This is a genomic window from Vibrio natriegens NBRC 15636 = ATCC 14048 = DSM 759, assembly GCF_035621455.1.
Classification (GTDB): domain Bacteria; phylum Pseudomonadota; class Gammaproteobacteria; order Enterobacterales; family Vibrionaceae; genus Vibrio; species Vibrio natriegens.
The window spans coordinates 2,921,348-2,946,004 of the sequence record NZ_CP141822.1 but is presented as its reverse complement, the minus strand read 5'-3'; the positions used below and the strand labels follow the sequence as shown (position 1 = coordinate 2,946,004).

Genomic DNA, 24,657 nt, shown 5'->3' with positions numbered 1-24,657 from the left:
AGTTAGTTTCAGTTATTTAAAGTTAGATAAAGACCTCCAGTTGGAGGTCTTCGTGTTTGAGGCTGGACGAATTACTCAGCTACCCCGCCTTGCGTCAATTTGGTTGGATTCAGCAGTTTCTCCAGTGTCGCACGATCTAAGTCGGTTTCCTCTTCAGCGACATCAATGATCGCCCGTCCTTGTTTATAAGCCTTTTTCGCGATTTCGGCGGCTTTCAGGTAACCAATAACCGGATTAAGTGCGGTGACCAGAATAGGGTTCTTGGCTAACGCCACATCAAGATTATCTTGCCTGATTTCAAACGTGGCGACGGCTTTGTCTGCCAGTGCTGTGGCACTGTTGGATAGTAGCTCAATGCTTTCTAATACATTATGAGCAATGACAGGCAGCATCACGTTGAGCTGAAAGTTACCAGACTGACCCGCAATGGTGATGGTGGTGTCATTACCAATTACTTGGGCGCAGGCCATGGCGACGGCTTCTGGAATAACAGGGTTTACTTTCCCCGGCATGATGGAAGAACCGGGCTGAAGCCCTTTTAACTCAATTTCTCCCAACCCTGCTAGCGGTCCGGAATTCATCCAGCGAAGATCGTTTGCGATCTTCAGGATCGCAACTGCTGACGTTTTGAGCTGTCCGGATAGGGCGACGATCGCATCCTGACTGCTGAGATTAAAAAAGAAATTTGGACTGGAACAAAACGCTACATTTGTTGATTGTGAAAGATTGTCTGCGAAAAGTGGCGCGAATCGCGGATCGGCATTGATCCCAGTACCTACTGCGGTACCTCCTTGCGCCAGTGCCTTCACGGCTGGCAAAGCTTGTTCAATCGCTTGTTTGGCGTGTTCGATTTGGTACTGCCATCCTCCAAGCTCTTGCGCAAAGGTGATCGGCATGGCGTCCATCAGATGAGTTCGACCTGTTTTTACCACGTCTTTCAAGGCTTGTTGTTTAGTGCCGAGTGTCTGGCAAAGGTGTTCCAAAGCGGGAATCAGTTGCTTTTCGATCGCCAGTGCTACGCTGACCTGAATCGCCGTTGGCACGACATCGTTACTGCTTTGACCCATATTGACGTGATCATTTGGGCTTACGCTTTCTCCAAGAGTCTGGGTAGCCAGCGTTGCGATCACCTCATTGGCATTCATATTTGAGCTGGTTCCAGAGCCGGTTTGGAAAACATCAATCGGAAATTGCTCCAGATGTTGCCCGTCGATGATCGATTGCGCTGCATTCGCTATCGCATCGGCTATTTTACTGTCTAATAATCCTAATTGAGCATTAGTCAGTGCTGCGGTTTGTTTGATATGTGCCAAAGCAAGGATGAAGCCTTGTGGCATGGTGTGTCTGCTGATGGAAAAATTGTCTACGGCACGTTGAGTTTGAGCCTGATAGAGAGCATCAGAAGGGACTTTCACCTCACCCATGCTGTCGGTTTCAATACGAAAGTCTCTGGTCATGACGTGCTCCTCGGTTCTCAATCCTAAGTCTCTTATCAACCATAGGTGATTTACGAGGATTTTGATGACAAAAAAGCCGATGCATGAATACAGGCATCGGCTTGGAGCAAGTGAGCTATATCCCTACAATTAAGCCCAGCTTTCTATTTTGTTCTTTATTTCAGTTATTCGGTAAACAGGGTTTCGTATTTCACAAAAGCCGTTTGAGTCTCGCCGTAGTAGAGTGTTCCTTCTGACTGAATGACCACTCTTAACCAGCTTTCTGCTGATTTTGGTTTCGGTAAGGTGATGTACCAGTTTTTACCTGCTTGATCAGCGGGCTTCATATCGACTGGCTGTGCGTTCTTTTCCTGATTTGCGACCACAGAAACTTTCACGCCTTCCAGTGGGAAAGCCGCATTGAGAGACAATTCTAGACTATCTTTCGTTAGCTTCTCAGAGCGAAACTTCACTTTAAAATCGCCATTTTCCATATCACAAAGACCACTGGTGTAGCGACAATTGGACTTGCTGGCCAATTTATAACTTTCACCTTCTTTCGCGGCATGAGGCTTTTCACTTAACGCTAAATCCGTACCGAAGTAGGCAATTAACGATAGGATCGGAGCGATTAACAGGGCGATAATTAAGTGCTTGTTTTTGAACATCTTGGCTTCCTTGCAACGACAGACTTCGAAATAGTAACTGAAAATAGAGAATAAAAAAGCCCCGGACAGATGTTTCCAGACGGGGCTTTGTGGTTCTAATTATAATTAGTGATCGACAGCTTGGCCCGCACCTACTGGTACACGTACGTGCTCAACCAGATCTTTCACTTCTTGTGGTGTTTCTGCTGTTACTCTCGATACTGCGAACGCCACGATGAAGTTGAATAGCGCACCAATTGCACCAAACGCGTTTGGCTCAATGCCTAGGAACCAGTTGCTGCCCCAGCTTTCCAGGTAAGTCCAATCCGCGATGAATAGGATACCTTTGTGTTGGAATACGTAGAACAGTGTAATACTGATACCTGCGATCATACCTGCGATAGCGCCTTCTTTGTTGATGCTCTTACTGAAGATACCCATCATCAATGCAGGGAAGATAGAGGACGCTGCCAGACCAAAGGCCAGTGCAACGGTACCTGCTGCGAAGCCCGGTGGGTGTAGACCTAAGTAGCCTGCTACCGCAATTGCCACTGCCATGGAAATCCGGCTGGCAAGGAGCTCTTTCTTCTCGGAGATATTCGGGTTAATGACCCCTTTGATTAAGTCGTGAGATATCGCGGACGAAATCGCCAGTAGTAGACCCGCAGCGGTTGATAGTGCTGCTGCCAGACCACCTGCCGCAACCAATGCGATTACCCAGTTTGGTAGCTTAGCAATCTCTGGGTTAGCCAGTACCATGATGTCGTTATCAACTTTTAGCTCGTTAGTAGCCGCATCAGAAGTGTACTGAATGTTGCCATCACCGTTCTTATCATCGAAACCTAGCAGGCCTGTTTTTTCCCAGTTTTTAAACCAAGCAGGACGCTCGTCGTAAGCTAGGTGTTGGCCAGGCGCCGGGTTAACTGTGTTCATTAGGTTTAGGCGCGCCATTGCTGATACTGCAGGTGCTGTTGTGTAAAGAATAGCAATGAAGATTAGTGCCCAACCTGCTGATGTACGTGCGTCACGAACCTTAGGTACCGTAAAGAAACGGATGATTACGTGTGGCAGACCAGCCGTACCGATCATCAGTGACATGGTGTAAGCAAACATGTTTAGTGTATCACCACGAACTTGAGTGGTGTATTCACTAAAGCCGAGTTCGGTCACCACCTGATCGAGCCGATCGAGTAGATAGACATCGGTTCCCGCCATGGTACTACCAAGGCCAATTTGCGGAATTGGGTTACCAGTCAATTGCAGAGAGATAAATACTGCTGGGATAGTGTAAGCAAGAATGAGTACACAATATTGAGCAATCTGCGTGTATGTGATGCCTTTCATGCCGCCTAGTACTGCGTACATAAATACGATACACATACCAATCAGTAGACCTGTTGCGTAATCTACTTCTAAGAAACGACCGAATGCAACACCTACGCCTTTCATCTGACCGATAACGTATGTTACTGATGCGATGATCAGACACACAACCGCTACGATACGCGCTGTCTTAGAGTAGAAACGCTCACCGACAAACTCTGGCACGGTAAATTTACCGAACTTACGTAGGTAAGGAGCAAGAAGCAGAGCAAGCAGAACGTAACCGCCAGTCCAACCCATTAGGAATACAGAACCACCGTATCCCATGAAGGCAATCAGACCCGCCATCGAAATAAACGACGCCGCTGACATCCAGTCTGCTGCTGTCGCCATACCGTTCGCGATTGGGTTTACACCGCCACCCGCAACATAGAACTCTTTGGTTGAGCCTGCGCGCGCCCAAATCGCAATCCCGATGTACAGGATGAAGGTTGCGCCAACAACCAGGTAGGTAATAGTTTTCAAATCCATCTGAGTGACTCCTTACTCATCCACGCCGAATTCACGGTCTATTTTGCGCATCTTCCACGCGTAGTAGAAAATAATACCCAGGAAGGCGTAGATGGAGCCTTGTTGAGCAAACCAGAAACCAAGTTTGTATCCACCTAGTTGAAATTGATTTAGTACATCGACAAATAAAATGCCGCAGCCGAAAGACACTAAGAACCAGATGACCATTAGGCCAATCATTAGCTTCACGTTCTTGTCCCAGTAGGCTTTGGCTCTTTCTTCGCTTTCAAACGCCATTGCCGTCTCCTTACGATTGGTATTGTTGTTAAAAAAATGTTTCACCATGTACATTAGCAAGGTGTTGGCAAGAACTCTTTTCAACTTTAGTCGGGGCATAAAAATCAAAAAACGCCCGTAGAATGGGCGCTTAAGGCAATTGTAAGAGAATTTTAGTATGTTAACGTGGTGTTAAATTAGCCTAAGGTCTAATGCGAAATGACATATTTCACTAATTATTTTTGCTGGCGTTATCTTTTCTTCATTTGTTTCATGAAACCTATACTCATTGCTACAAGTTATTTGTTTACATAAAGTTTTCGTTTCAACTAAAGCATTGAGACACGATAAGGGGTTAGACTAACGGTCTTAGTACGTTGGTCATAACTTTTATATTAGGGAGAGTGGAATGGACGCAAACACCATCAATAGCTTTTTTCTCGTCGGTGCATTGCTGATTGCACTGAGCGTTCTTCTAAGCCCTGTGTCCTCTAAACTGGGTATTCCTATTCTTCTCGTGTTTCTTGCGGTTGGTATGTTGGCCGGAGAAGATGGCTTAGGCGGAATATTATTTGATAATTACTCAATTGCTTATTTAGTCAGTAACTTAGCTTTAGCGATTATTCTGCTTGATGGTGGCATGAGAACACGAGTCGCGAGCTTCCGGGTGGCGTTGTGGCCTTCGGTGTCATTAGCCACGCTGGGTGTGGCAATGACGACGCTTTTAACCGGTTTGATGGCGACCTGGCTGTTTGATCTGGACTTACTGCAAGGGATTCTTGTGGGCGCTATCGTGGGCTCTACCGATGCTGCTGCGGTGTTTTCACTACTGAAAGGGCGCAGTCTCAATGAGCGTGTCGGCTCAACGCTGGAAATCGAATCCGGTACCAACGATCCGATGGCCGTATTTCTCACCGTTACCTTAATTGCTATTTTGTCGAGCTCAGGTGCGGAGTTAAGTGTCGGCTTTTTAGCACTGAGCTTTGTGAAGCAGTTTGGCATTGGTGCATTGCTTGGTATTGCTGGTGGCTGGTTGTTATGGAAGATCATAAACCGCAATCAGCTACCGGATGGCTTGTACTCCATTCTGACCGTCAGTGGTGGTCTGCTGATTTTTGCCTTATCGAATACATTCGGTGGTAGCGGCATTCTGTCCATTTACCTGGTCGGTCTGTTATTAGGTAATCGCCCTACGCGCAGCCGTCACTCGATTCTTCATGTGCTGGATGGAATGACATGGTTGGCCCAGATAGGCATGTTCCTAGTGCTTGGTTTGCTGGTCACGCCTTCGAATTTGTTGTCGATCGCCTTGCCGGGGCTGGCACTCGCCTTTGGTATGATTCTGTTTGCTCGTCCAATTTCTGTGTGGGTAGGCTTACTGCCATTCAAAAGTTTTACGCCACGTGAAAAGTGGTTTGTTTCCTGGGTGGGGTTGCGTGGTGCCGTGCCGATCATTTTGGCGGTGTTCCCGATGATGGCTGGCCTTCCTGATGCACAGCTTTATTTCAACCTCGCGTTCTTCGTCGTTATGGTCTCGCTGATTGTTCAGGGAGGCACGTTGACCAAAGCAATGTCGCTAGCCAAGGTAGAACTGCCTCCAAAACCGGAGCCAATATCGCGAATTGGTGTCGAGGTTTATCCTACCAGCGAGTGGGAGCTATTTATCTATCGATTGAAAGCAGACAAATGGTGTATCGGGGAACCATTGCGTAGCTTGTCTATGCCGGAAGGCACGCGTATTGCGGCGGTCTTTCGCCACCAGGAATTGATGCACCCATCAGGAAGTACCAAGCTGGAAGAAGATGATACTTTGTGTGTCTTTGCTCAAGAGAAAGATTTAGATGCGTTGAGCCTGTTGTTTAGTGAAGCACCAGAAAAAGCATCAATGACCCGTTTCTTTGGTGATTTCTTTTTGGATATTGAAGTCAGATTGGCCGATGTTGCCATGATGTATGGTTTGGATCTTGGCGAGGAAGCGCTGGGTATCACACTGAGAACCTTGGTGGAAGAACAGCTGGGAACAGCCCCTGTACTGGGTGACCAGTTTGAATGGCAAGGGCTGCATTGGATTATTGCTGATGTAGTCGATCAGCAAGTGACCAAAGTAGGCTTACGCTTGCCTACTGAACAAGAGGAACTGACGGAAGAATAAACCTTAGTTGTTCATTTCCGTTAACATGATGACAGCTTGAGTTCGGTTCTTCACGCCAAGCTTGCGGAAAATCGCCGTCATGTGCGCTTTGATGGTGGCTTCTGATACATTCAGCTCATAAGCGATTTGTTTGTTCAGCAAGCCATCTGACAACATCCCCAACACTTTGTATTGCTGCGGCGTCAACGTGGCAATCTTCTCTGCCAAGTCACTACATGCAGCATTATTGGTAATCAGACCTTCAGGGAAGTACGGGTCGCCGTTAAGAACCTGATTGATCGCATTAACGAGTTCACGCATATCACTTGATTTAGGAATGAAGCCGAAAGCGCCGTGACTTTTAACCTGAGTTACGATAGCAGGCTCTTCACTGGCTGAAACGACAACTACTGGTAAGTCAGGGTATTCAGCACGCAGGTGAATCAGGCCCGACATACCATTTGCGCCAGGCATCTTGAGATCCAATAGCACTAAGTCTGGCTCCTCTTCCCTCTCCAATAACGCAAGTAAGGCATCGAGTGAGTCAGCTTCGAGAAGATTGGCACCACTCACCGCCATGTGTACCGATTGGAACAAAGCATTACGGAAGAGAGGGTGATCATCAGCAATGATGATGGTGTAGGTCGAATCCATGACGTTAAACACTTTTGACTATTTGGTTAAATTTATTATTGTCCAGCTTTGAGATTGTGGACAATATTTATTCGCTAAAAGTCTGAACCAAATCGACTTTTATTAGAGAAAATGCATATAACCCTCATTTTATTTTTTTGTTTTGTGCAATCAAAACGCCAGTAGAAAATTACTGGCGTTTGAATTTGTCTGATTAGAACTGATTGATGTGCTCTAAGAAAGGTTCTGCCTGCATGAAACCCGTTAAACGAGCGTTTGAAACGTGTTCTCCTTTACTGTTCCAAAACTCAATCGTTGGTAGGCCAAGGACGTTCATACGCTTGAGTAATTCAATATCTTGAACCTGATTTTTGGTCACATCTGCTTGCAGTAGCACAAAATCTCGCAACTTTTCTTCGACTTTTGGCGAATGGAAGGTGTACTTCTCAAACTCCTTACATGCCACACACCAGTCGGCATAAAAGTCGAGCATGACCGGTTTACCTGCCGCTTTTGCTAGCGCCAGTTGTTCTTCAAGCTCTGCGACATTCGCAATTCGGGTGAAACTGACACTGGCTTGCTGAGCATGAGTTTCGTTGTTACCAAACCAATAATTCAACGCAGGTTGTGCGGAAGCGAATAATCCCAGAACGGCAATAATTCCAACGGCACTCTGTTTCCAGCCGCCAAACTCGAGGCTGTTTTTTACATGATATAGCCAGCCAAAAGCAGCCACACCCAACACAGACCAAAGTAATGTTGACCACATTTCAGGTAACAGGCGTTCAAGCAGGAAGATAGGGGCAGCGAGCAGAATGAACCCGAATAGCGTTTTAACCCGACCCATCCAGTTACCCGCTTTCGGCAGCAGTTTATTGCCGAAGACCGCAACCAGAATCAGAGGAATCCCCATCCCCATAGCCAGGGCGTACAGAGCAACACCACCGGTTAGCATATCGCCACTTTGCGCGACGTAAAGCAGCGCACCAGAGAGCGGCGCAGTGGTGCATGGTGAGCATACCAAACCGGAAATGGCACCCATCACAAACACGCCAGTACCGCTGCCACCGTGCTGTTTGTTACTTAGATTATTGAGCCAGGTTTGCACGCTACTTGGGAGTTGCAGCGAATACAGGCCAAACATCGACATTGCCAACGCGATGAATAATACACTCAGACCGATGAGTACATACGGGTGCTGCATTGCCGCCTGGAACTGCATACCCGCAGAAGCAACGACCAGACCAAGCAGGGTATAAGTCAGCGCCATACCTTGTACGTAAATAAACGACAAGCCAAGTGCACGTCGTTGGCTGAGTTTCCCGCTGCCAAGCACAATGCTGGTCAGGATCGGGTACATAGGCAGTACACAAGGAGTAAAAGCAAGGCCGACACCTAAAGCTAGAAACAGCAGTGGCGTCCACCAGCTTTCAGCCAGGTTTGCCGCCAGACTGTCTTGCTGCGTAACAGGCGCTTTTGGCGCTGTGTTTGTTACTTTTGGCGAGGCTTGTGCAGTTTGTTTTTGGGTTGGCTGTAGTGGTGCAGTGGCAGCTGCGGAACCTGTCGGTGACGCAAATGCGTTGATAGGAATGACACGGGTTTCTGGTGGGTAGCAGAAACCTGCAGAGGCGCAGCCTTGATACTGGACGATAACACGTGCACCTTCCTGCCAATTTGAAAGCGGAACATTGACAAATAGTGGCATGGTATAGATATGCACCTCTCCAAAGAACTCATCTTTGTGTGGTGTACCACGTTCCATGTCTAACTCACCAAGCGTGACATTCTCGCCGGATACCGACAAACGTTCTTGATACAGGTAGTAGCCGTCACGTACCTGCCAGTCGAGCATCAGCTTGTCATCTTGCTGATAAAAATTAAACGGAAACGCTTGATCAACAGGAACAAAGCTGTCGCTGCTGTTACCGAAGTTGTTGTTCTGACTATTGTTAAACTGGTCCTTGCCGAATAAGGCTAAAGAAGGCGCAGAAAAGGTAATCAACCCTAAGAGTAATACGGAAAGTAATGCACGCATAAAATGTTCAATTCGTCTTAGCTAATTGCCGTAAGTGTAACTCAATCAGACCTGCTGACTAACCGATAAGTTTCATCAAAGTGAAGATTTGTTAATCAATACGTTCAAATTCTGGCAATAAAAAAGGGAGCCGAAGCTCCCCGAGTAAGACTCTGTTTCTGCTAGATCAGCAGGCCACCGAAGATGAAGCCTAATGTCACCGCTGACGCGATGGTTGCGACACCTGGTAGGAAGAATGGGTGGTTGAACACGTACTTACCAATACGTGTTGAGCCTGTATCGTCCATCTCAACCGCGGCAAGTAGCGTCGGGTAAGTTGGTAGTACGAACAGCGCACTTACCGCCGCGAATGATGCAACCGCAGTCAGTGGTGCGACACCAATCGCTAATGCTGCAGGCATCAATGCAACAGTCGTTGCGCCTTGTGAGTAAAGCAGCATAGAAGCGAAGAAGAGCACCAATGCAAGCATCCATGGGTAGTCTGCTAGAAGTGCACCAGCCACTTCCTTAATGCCATCAACGTGAGCGTTCACGAATGTAGAGCCTAGCCATGCCACACCAAGTACACAAACACACGCTGTCATACCAGAACGGAATGTTGCTGCCGCTGGGATTTTGCTCGAGTCGATCTTACAGCTCATTACGATAGCTGCTGCTGCCGCAAGCATGACTGTCATGATCGCTTCGTTACGACCCAGTGCTGGGTTCTCGATAAGACCCACAGAGCCAGAGATTGCTGCTGCGTAGCACACTACGAAGGCGATAGCGCCAAGGAAGATAAACGTTGCTTTCTTCGCTGTTGGTAGAATCTCGCGTTTTTCTTCAGTATTGAGTTTGATGAGGCCATTTTCCAGACGATGTTGATATTCAGGATCGTCTTTTAGTTCACTGCCCATGAAGTTCGCAATGAACGCACCGACCATACAAGCGATGAATGTGGTTGGAATACACACAGCGAGTAGAGTGAGGTAATCGACGCCAAATGGAGCAAGCATGGCTGCGAAAGCGACCACAGCCGCAGAGATTGGAGATGCTGTGATGGCAATTTGCGATGCGACAACGGCGATAGACAAAGGACGAGAAGGACGAACGCCCTGACCTTTAGCCACTTCGGCAATTACTGGCAAAGTAGAGAAAGCAGTGTGACCAGTACCCGCCATTAGTGTCATTATGTATGTCACGATTGGCGCATAGAAGGTGATGCGTTCAGGGTGTTTACGCAAAAAGTTTTCGGCAACTTGCACCATCCAGTCCAGACCACCTGCAACTTGCATTGCTGCAATAGCGGTAATCACTGACATGATGATCAAAATTACATCAACAGGGATGTAAGCCTGGCTAGTAGGAACGCCTAGGATCAAAGACAATGCAATGACACCCGCACCACCGGCAAAACCGATGCCGATACCGCCGATTCTCGCTCCCAAATAGATAAAGAGCAGAACCACGAAGAGTTCGACCATGACCATTATAGATACCTCTTTAGTTTGTATAGATTCTGATTTTTTGAACACTCAGGAACAGGAGTAAATGTTCAGAGAATCAGAGCCCAAGAGCTATGGCATTAAAAAGCTTAGAAAAAGTGTGGTTAACCGTACGGAACCCTAAAAAGGGGCCTTATAGGCCCCTATGGAAGATGACTTACTCGTAGCGTTTCGCTTTGTAAGTTGGATGCATGAAGTTTTCAACAGTTAAGATTTCGTCGAGTTCTTCTTCTGTTAGCAGACCGCGCTCTAGCACGACTTCACGAACACTCTTACCAGTTTCCGCACAAATCTTACCGACGATGTCGCCTTCATGGTGACCGATGTATGGGTTCAGGTAGGTTACGATACCGATGGAGTTGTATACGTAGTTTTCACAGACTTCTTTGTTCACTGTGATGCCATCGATACATTTGTCACGCAGGTTAATACACGCATTTTGCAGTAGTGAGATGGACTCAAACATGCTTTGCGCGATCACTGGTTCCATTACGTTTAGCTGTAGCTGGCCGCCTTCTGCTGCGAAAGATACCGTGTTGTCGTTACCCAGTACTTTAAAGCACACTTGGTTTACAACTTCAGGGATAACAGGGTTCACTTTCGCTGGCATGATAGAAGAGCCGGCTTGCATTTCAGGAAGGTTAAGTTCATTCAGACCAGCACGTGGGCCAGATGAAAGCAGACGCAGGTCGTTACAAATCTTAGACAGTTTCACTGCCAGACGTTTTAGGGCACTGTGTGTCATCACGTAAGCACCACAGTCTGACGTCGCTTCGATAAGGTCTTCTGCAGGAACCACGTCCAGACCTGTTACTTCAGCCAGGTGTTTTACCGACAGAGCTTGGTAACCTGTTGGAGTGTTCAGGCCCGTACCGATAGCGGTCGCGCCCAAGTTAATTTCTAGAAGTAGTTTTGATGTGTAGTCCAGAGCACGAATTTCTTCGTTTAATGTTACCGCCCAAGCGTGGAACTCTTGACCAACCGTCATTGGTACCGCGTCTTGTAGCTGAGTACGGCCCATTTTAAGCACATCTTTGAACTCAATTGCTTTAAGTTCGAATGCGCCTTTCAGGTACTCAATCGCTTCCATCAACTTGTGTACGCTGTTGTAAACTGCAATACGGAAGCCGGTAGGGTAAGCACAGTTAGTTGACTGACTTTTGTTTACGTGATCATTCGGGTTGACGAATTCGTACTGGCCTTTCTCCTTGCCCATGATTTCAAGAGCAACGTTGGCGATCACTTCATTGGTGTTCATGTTGACAGAAGTGCCAGCGCCACCTTGGAATACGTCTGAAGGGAATTGATCCATGCACTTGCCTGTTTCCAGGATCAAATCACATGCTTCGATGATGTAGTTAGCAACATCTTTTGGAATCGCACCAAGTTCTTTGTTTGCCAGCGCTGCGGCTTTCTTGGTCATTACCATACCACGTACAAATTCAGGTACGTCAGAAATGGTTACGTTAGAGATGTTGAAGTTTTCGATGGCACGTAGAGTGTGAATACCGTAGTACGCATCTGCAGGGACATGACGTTGACCTAATAGATCTTCTTCAATACGAGTGGCTGAGTTAACTGCTTTTTGAGCATCAGATAGAGTAGCCATAACAGGATCCTTAGATGATAATTCTAATAATATGGTTGAGTATTAGCCTATTCTGCAATCTAGAATCCATTCATCAGAATTTTGGGCTGGAAAATCCGTCCTGACTTATGTGGCACATCATACTTTACCTAGCACATAAAAATAGTAACTAGATCACCTTTTTGGTTTTTAATGCGTCAATAGTTTGCAAAGTATGAACAGGTTATTGCCTTACGTTTCAGGGCAGTGTTTCTACTGTTCATGTTTGTGATTATGGCTATCTGCTTCGTGCCAATGGAAAGGCATCTTTTACTTCATCAACAAGTGCTGAACACGCTTTTTTACAACGATTCGTTTGAGCTTGGTTAGCTTTTACCATTACACTGAATTAAACAAAGGAGGGCGTGTGTTTCCTATCTTATTATTGGCGTTTATTTTTGTTCCGATCATTGAAATCGGCTTGTTTATTCAGGTGGGCGGGTTTTTAGGCCTCTGGCCGACCATTGCGTTGGTGCTCATCACCGCGTTTGTTGGGGCGTCACTCGTGCGTAGTCAGGGTATTCAAACACTGATGTCAGTTCAGGGGCGTCTTGAGCAAGGTGAAATTCCTGCTCAGCAGATTTTTGAAGGTGTCATGCTGGCTGTAGCTGGCGTGCTGCTGTTAACTCCGGGCTTTATGACGGATGCACTTGGTATGTTGGTATTGTTGCCTGCGCCTAGAGCTGCGATTGCAAAATACCTGATGAGTAAAATGGTGGTGAAAACGGTCCACGGTGGTGGCTTCCACAGCGGTTTTTCTGGGCAGCAGGGGCCATTTGACGAAGATCCATTCCGTCGTGGTCCATTCGATTCTCGCTCGGATAATGGCAATACCTTCGAAGGTGAATACGAGCGTAAAGACGACGATGACGATCGTAATGACCGAAATAAGCTTAACTGATTAATTATCAGTTCCTGCAGAAGACAAAAGGGCGCATCTGGCGCCCTTTTTTGTCACTATAATCCAGCGATTATTGAGCACCTTCAAAGCCCATCTGACGCCATGCTTCAAATGCAATAATAGCGACGGCATTCGACAAGTTCAGGCTGCGGGCATCTGGCATCATTGGAATACGAATACGTTGCTCCATAGGCAGGCTTTCAATCACTTCCGCAGGTAAACCACGGGTCTCCGGACCGAAAAGCAGCACGTCACCGGCTTGATACTGAGCATCTACATGGTGACCTGTCGTTTTGGTTGTACAGGCGAACAGGCGGTAGTTACCTTGCTTCTCTTCCTCTAAATAATCTAAGAATGCCTGATAGTTTTTATGACGTGTTACTCGAGCCAAGTCATGATAATCCAAGCCCGCACGGCGCACTTTTTTCTCTTCCAGATCGAAACCCAGTGGCTCAATCAAATGAAGGTTTGCACCGCAGTTGGCACAAAGTCGAATGATGTTGCCGGTGTTCGGCGCGATTTCTGGTTCGTATAAAGCGATATCAAACATGGTATAGAAATAGAGTTAGTCAAAAGAGAGAGGCAGTATATACCGTAGCTACGACTGGGGTATACACCCAAGTACTGGCAAAGCTACACATGCGACTCCAATGGAAACTGAGTCGCCATTGGACAGTGTTGAGAAAAAGTAAACCCTCCTGAGACGGAGGGTTTACCTGGTCAGTTGAATGGTGCGAGCTTTGGCTACAAACTCAAAGGCAATGTTATTGTCATGCGCAAACCACCCAGTGGGCTGCGACTGGCGACAATGGTCCCGCTGTGTTGACGAATGGCACTTTCGGTGATCGTCAGCCCTAATCCTGTTCCGCCAGAGTGACGGTCACGAGCGGTAGAGACTCGGTAGAATGGTCGGAAGATGGCTTCCAGCTCGGCATCTGGCACTCCTTCACCATTATCATCTACAGTGATGTGCAGAGTGTTACCTTGCGTTTCTAGATTAATTTCAACCTGATCTTTCCCGTAGTAAATGGCGTTGCGAATGATGTTTTCCACAGCGCTCATTAGCAACTTAGGGTTGCCGGAAATACTGCCTTTCGGTAGCGGGGAGTAACGCAATTGTTTACCCATTTGTTCCGCTTCAAATTGAGTGTCCTCAATGATCTCTTCCCACAAACTTTGAATCGGTTGAGTTTCACGTGTCATGTGGCTATTCGCCTGCATTCGGGACAGCTCCAGTAGCTCACTGATCATTTGCTCAAGCCTCTGAGCCTCGGTATCAATCCTTGTTAGCTCTGGGCTTTCGCCTTGTTTGCGTGTCGCTAATGCATTGGCCATTCTCAGTCGAGTCAGAGGTGAACGCAGTTCATGAGAGATATCTGAGAGCAGACGTTGCTGACCGGATATCATCTGATTTACGGCTTCGACCATCTGGTTGAAACTGCTGCCCGCCTGACGGAACTCTGAAGTCCCTTTCTCCAGATTAGGGTCTGTGACAAATTCTCCTTTGGCTACGCGCTGTGCGGCGGCTTCGAGTCGACGTGCAGGCTGACTCAATGCCCATGCCAGCCAAAGTAGCAAAGGTGTACTCGCCAGCATGACGGCAAGTAATAACTGAACAGGGTGATCAAACAGTCTCAGCAGCAATGGCGGTGGCTCATTCCATTTAAAGCCGACGTACATCAAAAGATCAGAACCGGCTAATGTAATTGGCACTGGCCCGGCGACCATGTATCGGCCATAGAGCTTTTGTTTCGGTTGGTTATTGTCTTCGATGATGGAAACAAAGTTTTGCATCGCCCGCATTTGAAAGTTGTTGCGGTGGTCAGTGGTTAATATTTTTCCGTTATAGTCAGAAAAGAACATCCGTGGCCGAGGGTCGTTTTTATTTTGGCGATGTCCCTCAATACTAAATAGAATGCGGCCAAGGTCAGTTTCTTTACTGTATTGATTCTGAATTTCGTCACGCACTTCTAGCATGCGCTGATAAGGCGCACTTGGAATATCACGCGCTTTACGTGGATCCAGATGCGGTAGTGATAGCACAGCGATTAACACTAACAGCATAGTGAACCAGAAGATGGCAAATATGCGTCCATACAAGCTGTTAATATTTGGCAGTTTGATGCGTGATATTTGGCTCATTAATCTTCCTCAAGCAACATATAGCCTCGGCCACGCAAGGTTTTGATACGTGGTTTGCCATTACTTTGGTCGGGCAGCTTTTTGCGTAAGTTGGAGACGTGCATATCAATCGCGCGGTCAAAAGCGGCGAGTCGCTTGCCAAGCACATCCAAGCTCAGGGTTTCTTTCGTCAGGACTTGCCCAGGGTGTTGTACAAAGTGTGTGAGCAAAGCAAATTCTGTTGCCGTTAAATCAAGCAGCAGCTGATCGCAGTAAGCCTCTTGCTTGCCTGGGTAAAGGCGAAGTTCTTGATACTCAATGCAGTCACTGCTTTTACTGTCTTTTTGCGTTGCACTGGTACGGCGTAAAATGGCGCGAATGCGAGCCAGTAGTTCTCTGTCACTAAAGGGTTTCGGTAAGTAATCGTCTGCCCCTAGCTCTAAGCCAATCACTCGGTCTATTTCTTCCCCTTTAGCGGTCAGCATTAGTACCGGGGTTTCCCAGTTTTCACGCAAGCGCTTTAATGTTTCCATGCCGTTGAGTTTAGGCATCATGACATCCAGCAAAATCAAATCGACTTCACTTGTCACGGCAGCTAAACCTGCTTCTCCGTCATTCGCTTCACTGACTTCAAACCCTTCGAAGCTGAGCACTTCTTTTAACAGGCTAGTTAGCTCTATATCGTCATCAATCAAAAGAATGTTTGCCATTTAGGGACCTACCATCAATTACCTTTTATTTAATATTACATTGGAATGATGGGTGACGAAGAGTATAAAAATCACTCTTTACGAATCTTTACGCTCCCTATACGTCACTTTACTTAGCGCGTCCTATTCTATACTCAAGCGCTGGGAGAACAGCCCAGAAGAAGCAATCAGATGTATGAGGAATCAAATTATGAAATCTGCAAAAAAAATTGTGTTAGCTGCCGTTGTTCTACCACTTACTCTTGGTGCTGCAGGTGCCTTCGCCTACGGTGGTAAAGACCAGCAAAAAGGTCCTCGCGACGAATGTGGCCCGGGAATGGACCGAGGAATTATGCGCCAAATGGATCTGACTGACGCGCAAAAAGAGCAATTACAATCATTTCGTGACGCTAACCGTGCGGAGATGAAAGGTAAAAATGCGGCAGAACGTGATGCTCGTAGAGCGGAGCGACAAGCTTACCACGCAAAAATGCAGGCTCTTGTGCTGGCGGATAACTTTGATGAAGCCCAAGCGAATGCGTTAGCCAAAGAAATGGTAGAAAAACAAACTGAGCGTCGTGTACAAATGCTGGAAAGAAAACACCAAATGTTGAGTGTACTGACTCCTGAGCAAAAAGCAGAGTTTGTGAAGTTGCAAAATGAACGTATGCAACAGTGTGGTGAAAGAATGCAAAAACGCATGACTAAACCAAGCAGCAACTAACCGACACAACGAAAAAATCTTAAGAGGCAGCCATGGCTGCCTCTTTTTGATCTGGCTATTTCATACTCATTAAATAATTATCGAGGTATACTTTGGTTATGGTTTGAGTTAACTCTTTGATTATGAAACATCAATACGCACGCTTAGTGACGACAGCAGCCTGGACTGCAACAATCACGGCAACGCTTCTTTTACTGGTTAAGGTCATCACTTGGTGGGTGACAGGTTCGGTCAGCCTTTTAGCCTCTCTTATTGACTCTATGCTGGACATTGCCGCGTCGGTGGTGAATTTAGTTGTGGTTCGTTATGCCTTGCAGCCAGCAGACAGGGAACATACTTTTGGCCACGGCAAGGCGGAGTCATTAGCGGCCCTTGCACAAGCCATGTTTATCTCTGGCTCCGCGGTATTCTTGATCCTCAATGGGGTTGAGCGTTTCTTCCGTCCTCAGGCTTTACATACTCCTGAGCTCGGTGTCTATGTCTCGTTGTTTGCTATTGTCGTCACGCTTGGTTTGGTGACGTTTCAGAAACACGTAGTGCGAGTGACAGGCAGCCAAGCCATTGCAGCCGATTCACTTCACTATCAGACTGACCTTTATATGAACGCGGCGATTATGGTTGCGCTCGGGTTAAGTTATTTTGGTGTCACCCAAGCGGATGCAGTGTTTGCGATTGGTATTGGCGTGTTCATTCTTTACAGTGCTTTCAAAATGGTGAATGAAGCGACTCAGACGTTATTGGACAGAAAACTGCCTGATACAGAATTAGAGGAAATTCACACTCAGTGCTTGAGCGTGAAAGGGGTGAGAGGTGTTCATCAGTTACGAACTCGGATGTCCGGGCCGACACGTTTTATTCAGTTGCATCTCGAGCTGGATGATGACTTACGTTTAATCGAAGCCCATTATATAGCTGATAAAGTGGAAGAAAACCTCTTGTCTGTCTTTCCTGAAGCGGATGTATTGATCCACCAAGATCCGATATCTGTCATTTATGGACCAGAGAAAGAACAGAAAGAGCAAGATTGGTAGAGCTCGAAAAATACAAAAGCGTCTGACGACAAATAGGCGCTTATTGTCTATCTTTCCATCAATACGCTTTAAGAATCCTGATACTGATGTGAATCAACGAAGTTGATAGTAGAAGCTGTAATACTCTTACATAAGTAGAAAAGTTACATAAAAATGTGTGTTTTCATTGGTAATCCGGTATAGGAAATGTAACATAACGCACAGTTCTGGATTATGCAGGTTGCTTGGTGACAAGGGGCCTAGAAGAAAATTAAATAAATTGATTGCCAAAGATCGAGGGTGAGCATGATTAAGAAGATCGGTGTTTTAACAAGTGGCGGTGACGCACCTGGTATGAACGCTGCAGTACGCGGCGTGGTACGCACAGCGCTTTCTGAGGGATTGGAAGTGTTTGGTGTGTACGATGGCTACCTAGGTCTTTATGAAGGCCGCATCGAGAAGCTAGATCGTTCTAGTGTTTCTGATGTTATTAACAAAGGTGGTACGTTCCTGGGTTCTGCACGTTTCCCTGAGTTCAAGGAAGTGGCAGTACGCGAAAAAGCTATTGAGAATCTGAAGAAACACGGTATCGACGCACTGGTCGTGATTGGTGGTGACGGTTCTTACATGGGTGCAAAAAAACTGACTGAAATGGGTTACCCATGTATCGGTCTGCCAGGCACTATCGATAACGATATTGCGGGTACGGATTACACTATCGGTTACCTAACTGCACTAAACACAGTTATTGATGCAATCGACCGTCTACGTGACACTTCTTCATCTCACCAACGTATTTCAATTGTAGAAATCATGGGCCGTCACTGTGGTGACCTGACTCTGATGTCTGCTATCGCTGGTGGTTGTGAGTACATCATCACACCAGAAACGGGTCTTGATAAAGAGAAGCTGATCGGCAACATTCAAGACGGTATCGCAAAAGGTAAGAAACACGCAATCATTGCTCTTACTGAACTGATGATGGATGCAAACGAGCTTGCACGTGATATTGAAACGGCAACAGGTCGTGAAACTCGTGCGACAGTACTAGGTCATATCCAACGTGGTGGTCGTCCTACTGCATTTGACCGTGTTCTTGCATCTCGCATGGGTAACTACGCGGTCCATCTTCTGATGGAAGGTCACGGTGGCCGTTGTGTTGGTATCGTGAAAGAGCAGCTTGTTCATCACGATATTATTGATGCGATCGAAAACATGAAGCGCCCTGTACGTAATGACTTGTACAAGGTTGCAGAAGAGCTGTTCTAAGTCGACCGCTCTTAGCTAAAATAAAAAACCGCGTTGATACGCGGTTTTTTTGTCTCTGTTTTTCTAAAGCTAGGGGAGGACAGGGTTCATGAAGAGGAAATGCTGTGTTCTACCAGCATTAACTTTCGTTCGCGAAGCGCAAACATGTAACCAAGCAACCCACCTAATATATTACCCACCGCAATACCGATAAATAGCCCTTCAACATCGTACAGGTAGCTGCCAATCCAAGCTGCAGGCAGCATGAATAAGAACAAGCGCATAAAGCTCCATTGGAAAGCGCGTAATGGCTTGTGCATCGCATTCAGCCCGCTCACTAATATCATCACAATACCCTGGAAACCGTAGCTGAACGGCACAACAAGGAGATAATGCCAAAGCAGATTTTTAACTGCTTCTTCTTGTGAGAAAAGAGCCGCCAGAGGGATGCTCAAAGGCACCATTGCAAGGAAGATAAGCCCCTGAAACACAACTGCGAAGCGCATGCTGAGGAATAATCCTGCGAATGCCCGCTGTGGGTTATTAGCGCCGAGATTTTGTGCCATGAACGGCGTTAAAGCTGAGGTCAGTGACATCAAGACCAGAATCAGTATCGACTCGATGCGCTGTGCGGCGCCATAAGCGGCAACGGCTGCGGTTCCGTGGCTTGACAGCAGCATCATCAAAATAGCGCCAGACAGCGGCGTCATTGCGGTAGAGAAGGCCGCTGGCGTACCGATTTTCAATGTCTGTTGCCAATCTTGTTTCAGATGTAACCACTGCGGCTTAGCCAGAAGTTTCTCCCGTTTAACTAGTAGGTATGACGAGCCGACTAAAGCGCCTAACCAACTAAAAGCACTCGCAATTGCTGCGCCCTGGATTCCAAGTTCAGGAAAAGGCCCAAAGCCGAAGATCAGTAGCGGATCCAGCATTCCGTTGATCAACCCTGCCAGCATCATGATTTTAGCTGGGGTTTTCGTATCACCCGTCGCACGGATTGCACTGTTGCCAGCCATTGGGATCACCAGTAATGGAATGGTGAGATACCACACTTGCATGTACTGTTCGATGAGTGGAAGAAGATCGTCAGTCGCACCAAGAAAACCAAACAGTGGTCTGATGGTCACAAAGCCAACTGATGACGCAATCACAACTAGCATGACAGCTAACAGTAGACCATGAGTAGTAAAACGTGCGGCTTGCGCAGAGTGCCCCTGTCCGAGTAATCGGCCGATATTGGTCGAAAGGCCCATGCCAATGCCCATCGTAATGCAATTCACACCAAAGGTGACCGGAAAGGTGTAACTAATGGCGGCTAGGGCTTGAGTGCCGAGCAGAGAAATAAAGAAAGTATCGACCAGATTGAACATCAATATCGCGATCATGCCCACCGTCATCGGGACCGTCATTTTTCTCAGTGTTTCGGGAATGGGTGCGCTCAACAAACCATGTTTATCTGTTGCTTGGTGTTCCGGCTTGTTTCTTTCCAGCATGTTTAACGTCTATCTGGTGGATAAACTGCAAGGATACAAGAAAGCAAGAAGGTGAGCGAGTGCGCATTTCTCACGCAAACCGTTGCGATCTTTTAACTAAGTCACAAAAAAATCATGCTCGCCCCTTGGGATCGTTCATTGGACCCCTTATATAGTGATCACGTGTCCCAGAAGGGCAATTATCAAATAAACATGGAAATTTTCAGGAGAGACGACCAATGAACATTCGTCCATTACATGACCGAGTTATCGTTGAACGTAAAGAAGTTGAATCTAAGTCAGCTGGTGGAATCGTTCTGACTGGTTCTGCTGCGGAAAAATCAACTCGCGGTGTTGTTCTAGCTGTAGGCAAAGGCCGCATTCTAGAGAACGGCACAGTGCTACCGCTGGACGTTAAAGTTGGTGATACTGTTATCTTCGCTGAAGGTTACGGCACTAAGACTGAAAAAATCGACGGTAAAGAAGTGCTAGTGATGTCTGAAAACGACATCATGGCAATCGTTGAATAATAGCAATCATTGAGTAATTTTTTGCTCAGATTCAAAAACCAAGTCGAACTTAAAGAATTGTAGAAAGGAAATCAAAGATGGCTGCTAAAGACGTTAAATTTGGTAATGACGCACGAGTTAAGATGCTAGAAGGTGTAAACGTTCTGGCTGACGCGGTAAAAGTGACATTAGGTCCTAAAGGCCGTAACGTCGTTCTAGATAAATCTTTCGGTGCACCAACAATCACTAAAGATGGTGTATCTGTAGCGCGCGAAATCGAACTGGAAGACAAGTTCCAGAACATGGGCGCTCAAATGGTTAAAGAAGTAGCATCTAAAGCAAACGATGCTGCAGGTGACGGTACAACAACAGCAACAGTACTAGCGCAATCAATCGTAAACGAAGGTCTGAAAGCAGTAGCTGCGGGTATGAACCCAATGGATCTTAAGCGCGGTATCGACAAAGCAGTAGCAGCAGCAGTTGAACAGCTAAAAGAGCTGTCTGTTGAGTGTAACGACACTAAAGCTATCGCACAGGTAGGTACTATCTCTGCGAACTCTGACGTAAGCGTAGGTAACATCATTGCTGAAGCAATGGAACGTGTTGGCCGTGACGGTGTTATCACTGTTGAAGAAGGTCAGGCGCTACAAGACGAGCTAGACGTAGTTGAAGGTATGCAGTTCGACCGCGGTTACCTATCTCCTTACTTCATCAACAACCAAGAAGCTGGTTCTGTTGATCTAGAAAACCCATTCATCCTTCTGGTTGATAAGAAGATCTCAAACATCCGTGAACTTCTACCAACACTAGAAGCAGTGGCTAAAGCATCTCGTCCACTGCTAATCATCGCAGAAGACGTAGAAGGTGAAGCGCTAGCAACACTAGTTGTGAACAATATGCGTGGCATCGTGAAAGTTGCGGCAGTAAAAGCACCAGGTTTTGGTGATCGTCGTAAAGCAATGCTACAAGACATCGCGGTTCTAACTGGCGGTACAGTAATTTCTGAAGAAGTAGGTCTAGAGCTTGAAAAAGTAACGTTAGAAGACCTAGGTCAAGCTAAGCGCGTTGCTATCACGAAAGAAAACACGACTATCATCGATGGTATCGGTGAAGAAACAATGATTCATGGCCGTGTTGCTCAGATTCGTCAGCAAATCGAAGAGTCAACTTCAGACTACGACAAAGAGAAACTACAAGAGCGCGTAGCTAAGCTAGCTGGCGGTGTTGCAGTAATCAAAGTTGGTGCAGCAACTGAAGTTGAAATGAAAGAGAAAAAAGACCGCGTAGAAGACGCACTTCACGCAACTCGCGCAGCGGTTGAAGAAGGCGTAGTAGCAGGCGGTGGTGTTGCTCTAATCCGTGCAGCATCTATGATCGCTGGCCTTGAAGGTGACAACGAAGAACAGAACGTTGGTATCCGCGTTGCACTACGTGCAATGGAATCGCCAATCCGTCAAATCACGAAGAACGCGGGTGACGAAGAGTCAGTAGTAGCGAACAACGTGAAAGCAGGCGAAGGCAGCTACGGCTACAACGCAGCAACAGGTGAATACGGCGACATGCTAGAGATGGGTATCCTAGACCCAACTAAAGTAACTCGTAGCGCACTTCAATTCGCAGCATCGGTTGCAGGTCTGATGATCACAACGGAAGCAATGGTTACTGATATGCCACAGAAAGACGGCGCAGGCATGCCTGATATGGGCGGCATGGGCGGTATGGGTGGTATGGGCGGCATGATGTAACAATCTATGCCGTAACTTGCTATTGATTTATAAGGGTTTTTTCTGGGTGTGTAGAGACGCATGTAGAGACATTTATAGACCCGTTTGGGGTATCAATGGCATGTCCTTTAGGGACGTTACGACCGCTATCTAAGCTCAATAAGAGGCTATCAGGCTTAACCGCTTGGTAGCCTTTTTGCTATTAGCTTTCCTCTAACTATGGATACTTGTTGGAGGGGTAAACAGTATCTATCCTCAGATATCAATATAACGTTGCACGTTTAAGGATGACCTATGGAACCTAATGGAATAATTACCCTAGTCGTGAGCGTTATTGGGTGTCTAGCTATTTGCTTGTATTACATGGACAAAGATAAATCTGTTTGCTGTGAATGTAAGAAGTCCATTAGCCATCAGAAAGTGAATCGGTATTACTTTGAAAGGGATGGTGAGAAGCTTGCACTTTGTAAACAGTGCTACAACCGATCTATTAAACAAGCTTCGTTAAAAGCTCAGGAATGCTCTTGCTGCGGCAAGTCGTTTACAACGCGCATGAAAATTCTAGAGTGGAACGGAAAGGATAGAACTTACTTTCTCTGTGTAACATGTAACGGTAAAGCTATAAAAATGGTGACACACCACTTTGTTCTTGATGATGTGTTTCCCTCTGAGTTTATCCAGTCTTGTTCACATTATGAGAACTTAAATAGTTTAGTTTCAGCTTCAAATCTTAAGCTTACGTCTCAAGATGATTTTAATTCTTCCAGTTGGGATAAATTTGTTGTTGAAAATACTTCATTTTCTAGTTGGTCTGAAATGAAGGATGAGGCAGAAAGAGAGTTACTTAAAAAGCAAAATGACAACATAGTGGCCAAGCTATCAAGTTCTTACCAATAACATTGGATTCTATTTTAAGACACTAACTTTTAAGCAAGACCAAATAATCATTGTGGCTGTCGTTGAGGTCTGTCTGACTAGTAAGTGAATACGGTGTTATCTTTCCTCAAACAAGCGCCTCAGAGACGCATACAGAGCGTTTTAGAGACGCATTGAGGTCTAGTGTTTACTAATGCAATCAACTGCTTGAGGTATTGATTAGTAGTTTGTGCTCTATACGCTAAATGTCCCTATTTTCTCCCTTTAGGGAATTTTCCAATAACAGGGATTTTTCCCTATCATTGGACAGAAACAAAGCTCCCTTCCTTTAGGAGAGGAGAGAAACAAAAGACCCCTTAAGATAACTTAAAGATAACGTTAAGGTACTAACTTAAAGACTCCCTTAAGATTTTCCTTAGAGTGTTAACCACTAACTATTAACCACTTAGATTAAATAACTTTAGAGAGTGAGACTTAGTAGTTATAGGTACAGGGGGGAGGGTATGGGGTGTTAGGTCTTCTCTACAATTGCATCGTCTCACTACGTTCACACAAAACGTGTCTTAGAAAACCTTAGTTTTTACCACTAGCTGCTAATGCTCTCTGAACCGTAGACAAAGACACACCAACCTCAGAAGCAATCTTACGTAGTGATACCCCTTCAGTACGTAGCTCTATGATCCGCTGGTGGTTCGTTTCGTTGCTAGGTCTGCCTTTGTACTTACCAGCCGCTTTAGCCTTCTCTATGCCTTCCTGACGCCTCTCTTGAATCATGGCTAACTCAAACTGAGCTACAGCTCCTAGCATATTCAGCATTAACTCAGACATGTGGTCACTGCCACCAGCGTTAAAGCTAAGGTTCTCTTTGTGGAACTTAACGCTCACACCTTGCTCATTCCAACCATTTACTAACTGCTTTAAATCAACCAAGTTACGAGCTAGACGGTCAATGCTGTGTACGTGAATGGTGTCTCCATCCCTTACGTATTCCTTTAGTTCCGTTAAGGCTGGTCGTTTAGTTGAGCCACCACTGCACTTGTCAGTAAAAGACTTATCAAATGAGATACCAGTATCAGTAAGTTGACGGTCTGTGTTTTGGTCTACAGTAGAGACCCTTAGATAAGCTATGTGTGCCACTGAGTGTACCCGTTTGGTTCTTAGAAGTGCTTAAGGTTAGAGTACCTATAAATACAAATCAACCCTAACGGGTACTGTTAGATCAGTGTTTGACCGTAGTCATATGGGTATACCTAACGGGTACAACTAAAGCAGATAATACTT

Annotated in this window: 21 protein-coding genes; 8 read left to right on the top strand and 13 right to left on the bottom strand. The window is 46.3% G+C overall.

Features of this window, described 5'->3' with window-relative positions; all coding sequences use genetic code 11:
* Positions 1-71: 71 nt before the first annotated feature.
* The 4 genes from VER99_RS13445 to VER99_RS13430 all read right to left on the bottom strand — a co-directional run bounded on the left by VER99_RS13445 (position 72) and on the right by VER99_RS13430 (position 4,213).
* A complete protein-coding gene (locus VER99_RS13445; protein ID WP_020336219.1) occupies positions 72-1,457 on the bottom strand; it encodes a class II fumarate hydratase in 1,386 nt (461 codons plus the stop codon).
* 164 nt (positions 1,458-1,621) lie between these two features.
* On the bottom strand, positions 1,622-2,104 hold the full coding sequence (locus VER99_RS13440) for a hypothetical protein (protein ID WP_014233252.1): 483 nt from the start codon (positions 2,102-2,104) through the stop codon (positions 1,622-1,624).
* A 105-nt stretch (positions 2,105-2,209) separates the two neighbouring features.
* Positions 2,210-3,937, bottom strand: coding sequence for a sodium:solute symporter family protein (locus VER99_RS13435; RefSeq protein ID WP_014233251.1), 1,728 nt, complete (start codon positions 3,935-3,937; stop codon positions 2,210-2,212).
* A gap of 12 nt (positions 3,938-3,949) precedes the next feature.
* On the bottom strand, positions 3,950-4,213 hold the full coding sequence (locus VER99_RS13430; protein ID WP_020336217.1) for a DUF4212 domain-containing protein: 264 nt from the start codon (positions 4,211-4,213) through the stop codon (positions 3,950-3,952).
* A 388-nt stretch (positions 4,214-4,601) separates the two neighbouring features.
* Between VER99_RS13430 and VER99_RS13425 the strand changes: the two genes are divergently transcribed.
* Positions 4,602-6,344 (top strand): potassium/proton antiporter, encoded by a 1,743-nt coding sequence (locus VER99_RS13425; protein ID WP_020336216.1) that lies wholly within the window; start codon positions 4,602-4,604, stop codon positions 6,342-6,344.
* Positions 6,345-6,347: 3 nt separating this feature from the next.
* Here the strand turns inward: VER99_RS13425 and VER99_RS13420 are convergent, their stop codons facing one another.
* The 4 genes from VER99_RS13420 to aspA form a co-directional block, all read right to left on the bottom strand.
* Positions 6,348-6,977: a response regulator transcription factor gene (locus tag VER99_RS13420; RefSeq protein WP_014233248.1), complete on the bottom strand. Its 630-nt coding sequence runs from the start codon at positions 6,975-6,977 to the stop codon at positions 6,348-6,350.
* A 193-nt stretch (positions 6,978-7,170) separates the two neighbouring features.
* A complete protein-coding gene (locus VER99_RS13415; RefSeq protein ID WP_020336215.1) occupies positions 7,171-8,991 on the bottom strand; it encodes a protein-disulfide reductase DsbD in 1,821 nt (606 codons plus the stop codon).
* 161 nt (positions 8,992-9,152) lie between these two features.
* Positions 9,153-10,460 carry an anaerobic C4-dicarboxylate transporter gene (locus tag VER99_RS13410; RefSeq protein WP_014233246.1) on the bottom strand — a complete coding sequence of 436 codons (1,308 nt, stop codon included), beginning with the start codon at positions 10,458-10,460 and terminating at the stop codon, positions 9,153-9,155.
* A 172-nt stretch (positions 10,461-10,632) separates the two neighbouring features.
* Complete coding sequence (gene aspA / locus VER99_RS13405) at positions 10,633-12,084, bottom strand: aspartate ammonia-lyase (RefSeq protein ID WP_020336214.1); 1,452 nt, start codon at positions 12,082-12,084, stop codon at positions 10,633-10,635.
* A 385-nt stretch (positions 12,085-12,469) separates the two neighbouring features.
* Between aspA and VER99_RS13400 the strand changes: the two genes are divergently transcribed.
* Positions 12,470-13,003: an FxsA family protein gene (locus VER99_RS13400; protein ID WP_020336212.1), complete on the top strand. Its 534-nt coding sequence runs from the start codon at positions 12,470-12,472 to the stop codon at positions 13,001-13,003.
* Positions 13,004-13,073: 70 nt separating this feature from the next.
* Here the strand turns inward: VER99_RS13400 and trmL are convergent, their stop codons facing one another.
* The 3 genes from trmL to VER99_RS13385 form a co-directional block, all read right to left on the bottom strand.
* Positions 13,074-13,553, bottom strand: coding sequence for a tRNA (uridine(34)/cytosine(34)/5-carboxymethylaminomethyluridine(34)-2'-O)-methyltransferase TrmL (gene trmL, locus VER99_RS13395; protein WP_014233243.1), 480 nt, complete (start codon positions 13,551-13,553; stop codon positions 13,074-13,076).
* Between the two features lie 194 nt (positions 13,554-13,747).
* Positions 13,748-15,145 carry an envelope stress sensor histidine kinase CpxA gene (cpxA, locus tag VER99_RS13390; RefSeq protein WP_020336211.1) on the bottom strand — a complete coding sequence of 466 codons (1,398 nt, stop codon included), beginning with the start codon at positions 15,143-15,145 and terminating at the stop codon, positions 13,748-13,750.
* Positions 15,145-15,834, bottom strand: a complete 690-nt coding sequence (locus VER99_RS13385) for a response regulator (RefSeq protein ID WP_020336210.1) — start codon at positions 15,832-15,834, stop codon at positions 15,145-15,147. Before VER99_RS13385 ends, cpxA begins: the two co-directional genes overlap by 1 nt.
* A 190-nt stretch (positions 15,835-16,024) precedes the next feature.
* On the opposite strand from VER99_RS13385, the gene VER99_RS13380 reads away from it, so the two are divergent.
* The 3 genes from VER99_RS13380 to pfkA all read left to right on the top strand — a co-directional run bounded on the left by VER99_RS13380 (position 16,025) and on the right by pfkA (position 18,816).
* On the top strand, positions 16,025-16,537 hold the full coding sequence (locus VER99_RS13380; protein ID WP_020336209.1) for a CpxP family protein: 513 nt from the start codon (positions 16,025-16,027) through the stop codon (positions 16,535-16,537).
* Between the two features lie 122 nt (positions 16,538-16,659).
* A complete protein-coding gene (gene fieF, locus VER99_RS13375; RefSeq protein WP_014233239.1) occupies positions 16,660-17,568 on the top strand; it encodes a CDF family cation-efflux transporter FieF in 909 nt (302 codons plus the stop codon).
* Between the two features lie 285 nt (positions 17,569-17,853).
* Entirely contained in the window at positions 17,854-18,816 is a 963-nt protein-coding gene (gene pfkA / locus VER99_RS13370) for a 6-phosphofructokinase (protein WP_014233238.1), read from the top strand.
* Positions 18,817-18,902: 86 nt separating this feature from the next.
* On the opposite strand, the gene VER99_RS13365 is transcribed toward pfkA, so the two are convergent.
* Entirely contained in the window at positions 18,903-20,288 is a 1,386-nt protein-coding gene (locus VER99_RS13365) for an MATE family efflux transporter (protein WP_020336208.1), read from the bottom strand.
* A gap of 218 nt (positions 20,289-20,506) precedes the next feature.
* On the opposite strand from VER99_RS13365, the gene VER99_RS13360 reads away from it, so the two are divergent.
* The 3 genes from VER99_RS13360 (at position 20,507) to VER99_RS13350 (ending at position 23,397) form a co-directional block, all read left to right on the top strand.
* A complete protein-coding gene (locus VER99_RS13360) occupies positions 20,507-20,797 on the top strand; it encodes a co-chaperone GroES (RefSeq protein ID WP_005381516.1) in 291 nt (96 codons plus the stop codon).
* Positions 20,798-20,874: 77 nt separating this feature from the next.
* Positions 20,875-22,521, top strand: coding sequence for a chaperonin GroEL (gene groL, locus VER99_RS13355; RefSeq protein ID WP_020336206.1), 1,647 nt, complete (start codon positions 20,875-20,877; stop codon positions 22,519-22,521).
* Positions 22,522-22,794: 273 nt separating this feature from the next.
* Positions 22,795-23,397 (top strand): hypothetical protein, encoded by a 603-nt coding sequence (locus VER99_RS13350; RefSeq protein WP_020336205.1) that lies wholly within the window; start codon positions 22,795-22,797, stop codon positions 23,395-23,397.
* A 552-nt stretch (positions 23,398-23,949) separates the two neighbouring features.
* Here the strand turns inward: VER99_RS13350 and VER99_RS13345 are convergent.
* The gene (locus VER99_RS13345; protein ID WP_020336204.1) at positions 23,950-24,513 is read right to left on the bottom strand and encodes a recombinase family protein; all 564 of its coding nucleotides are present in this window, start codon (positions 24,511-24,513) and stop codon (positions 23,950-23,952) included.
* Positions 24,514-24,657 lie beyond the last annotated feature (144 nt).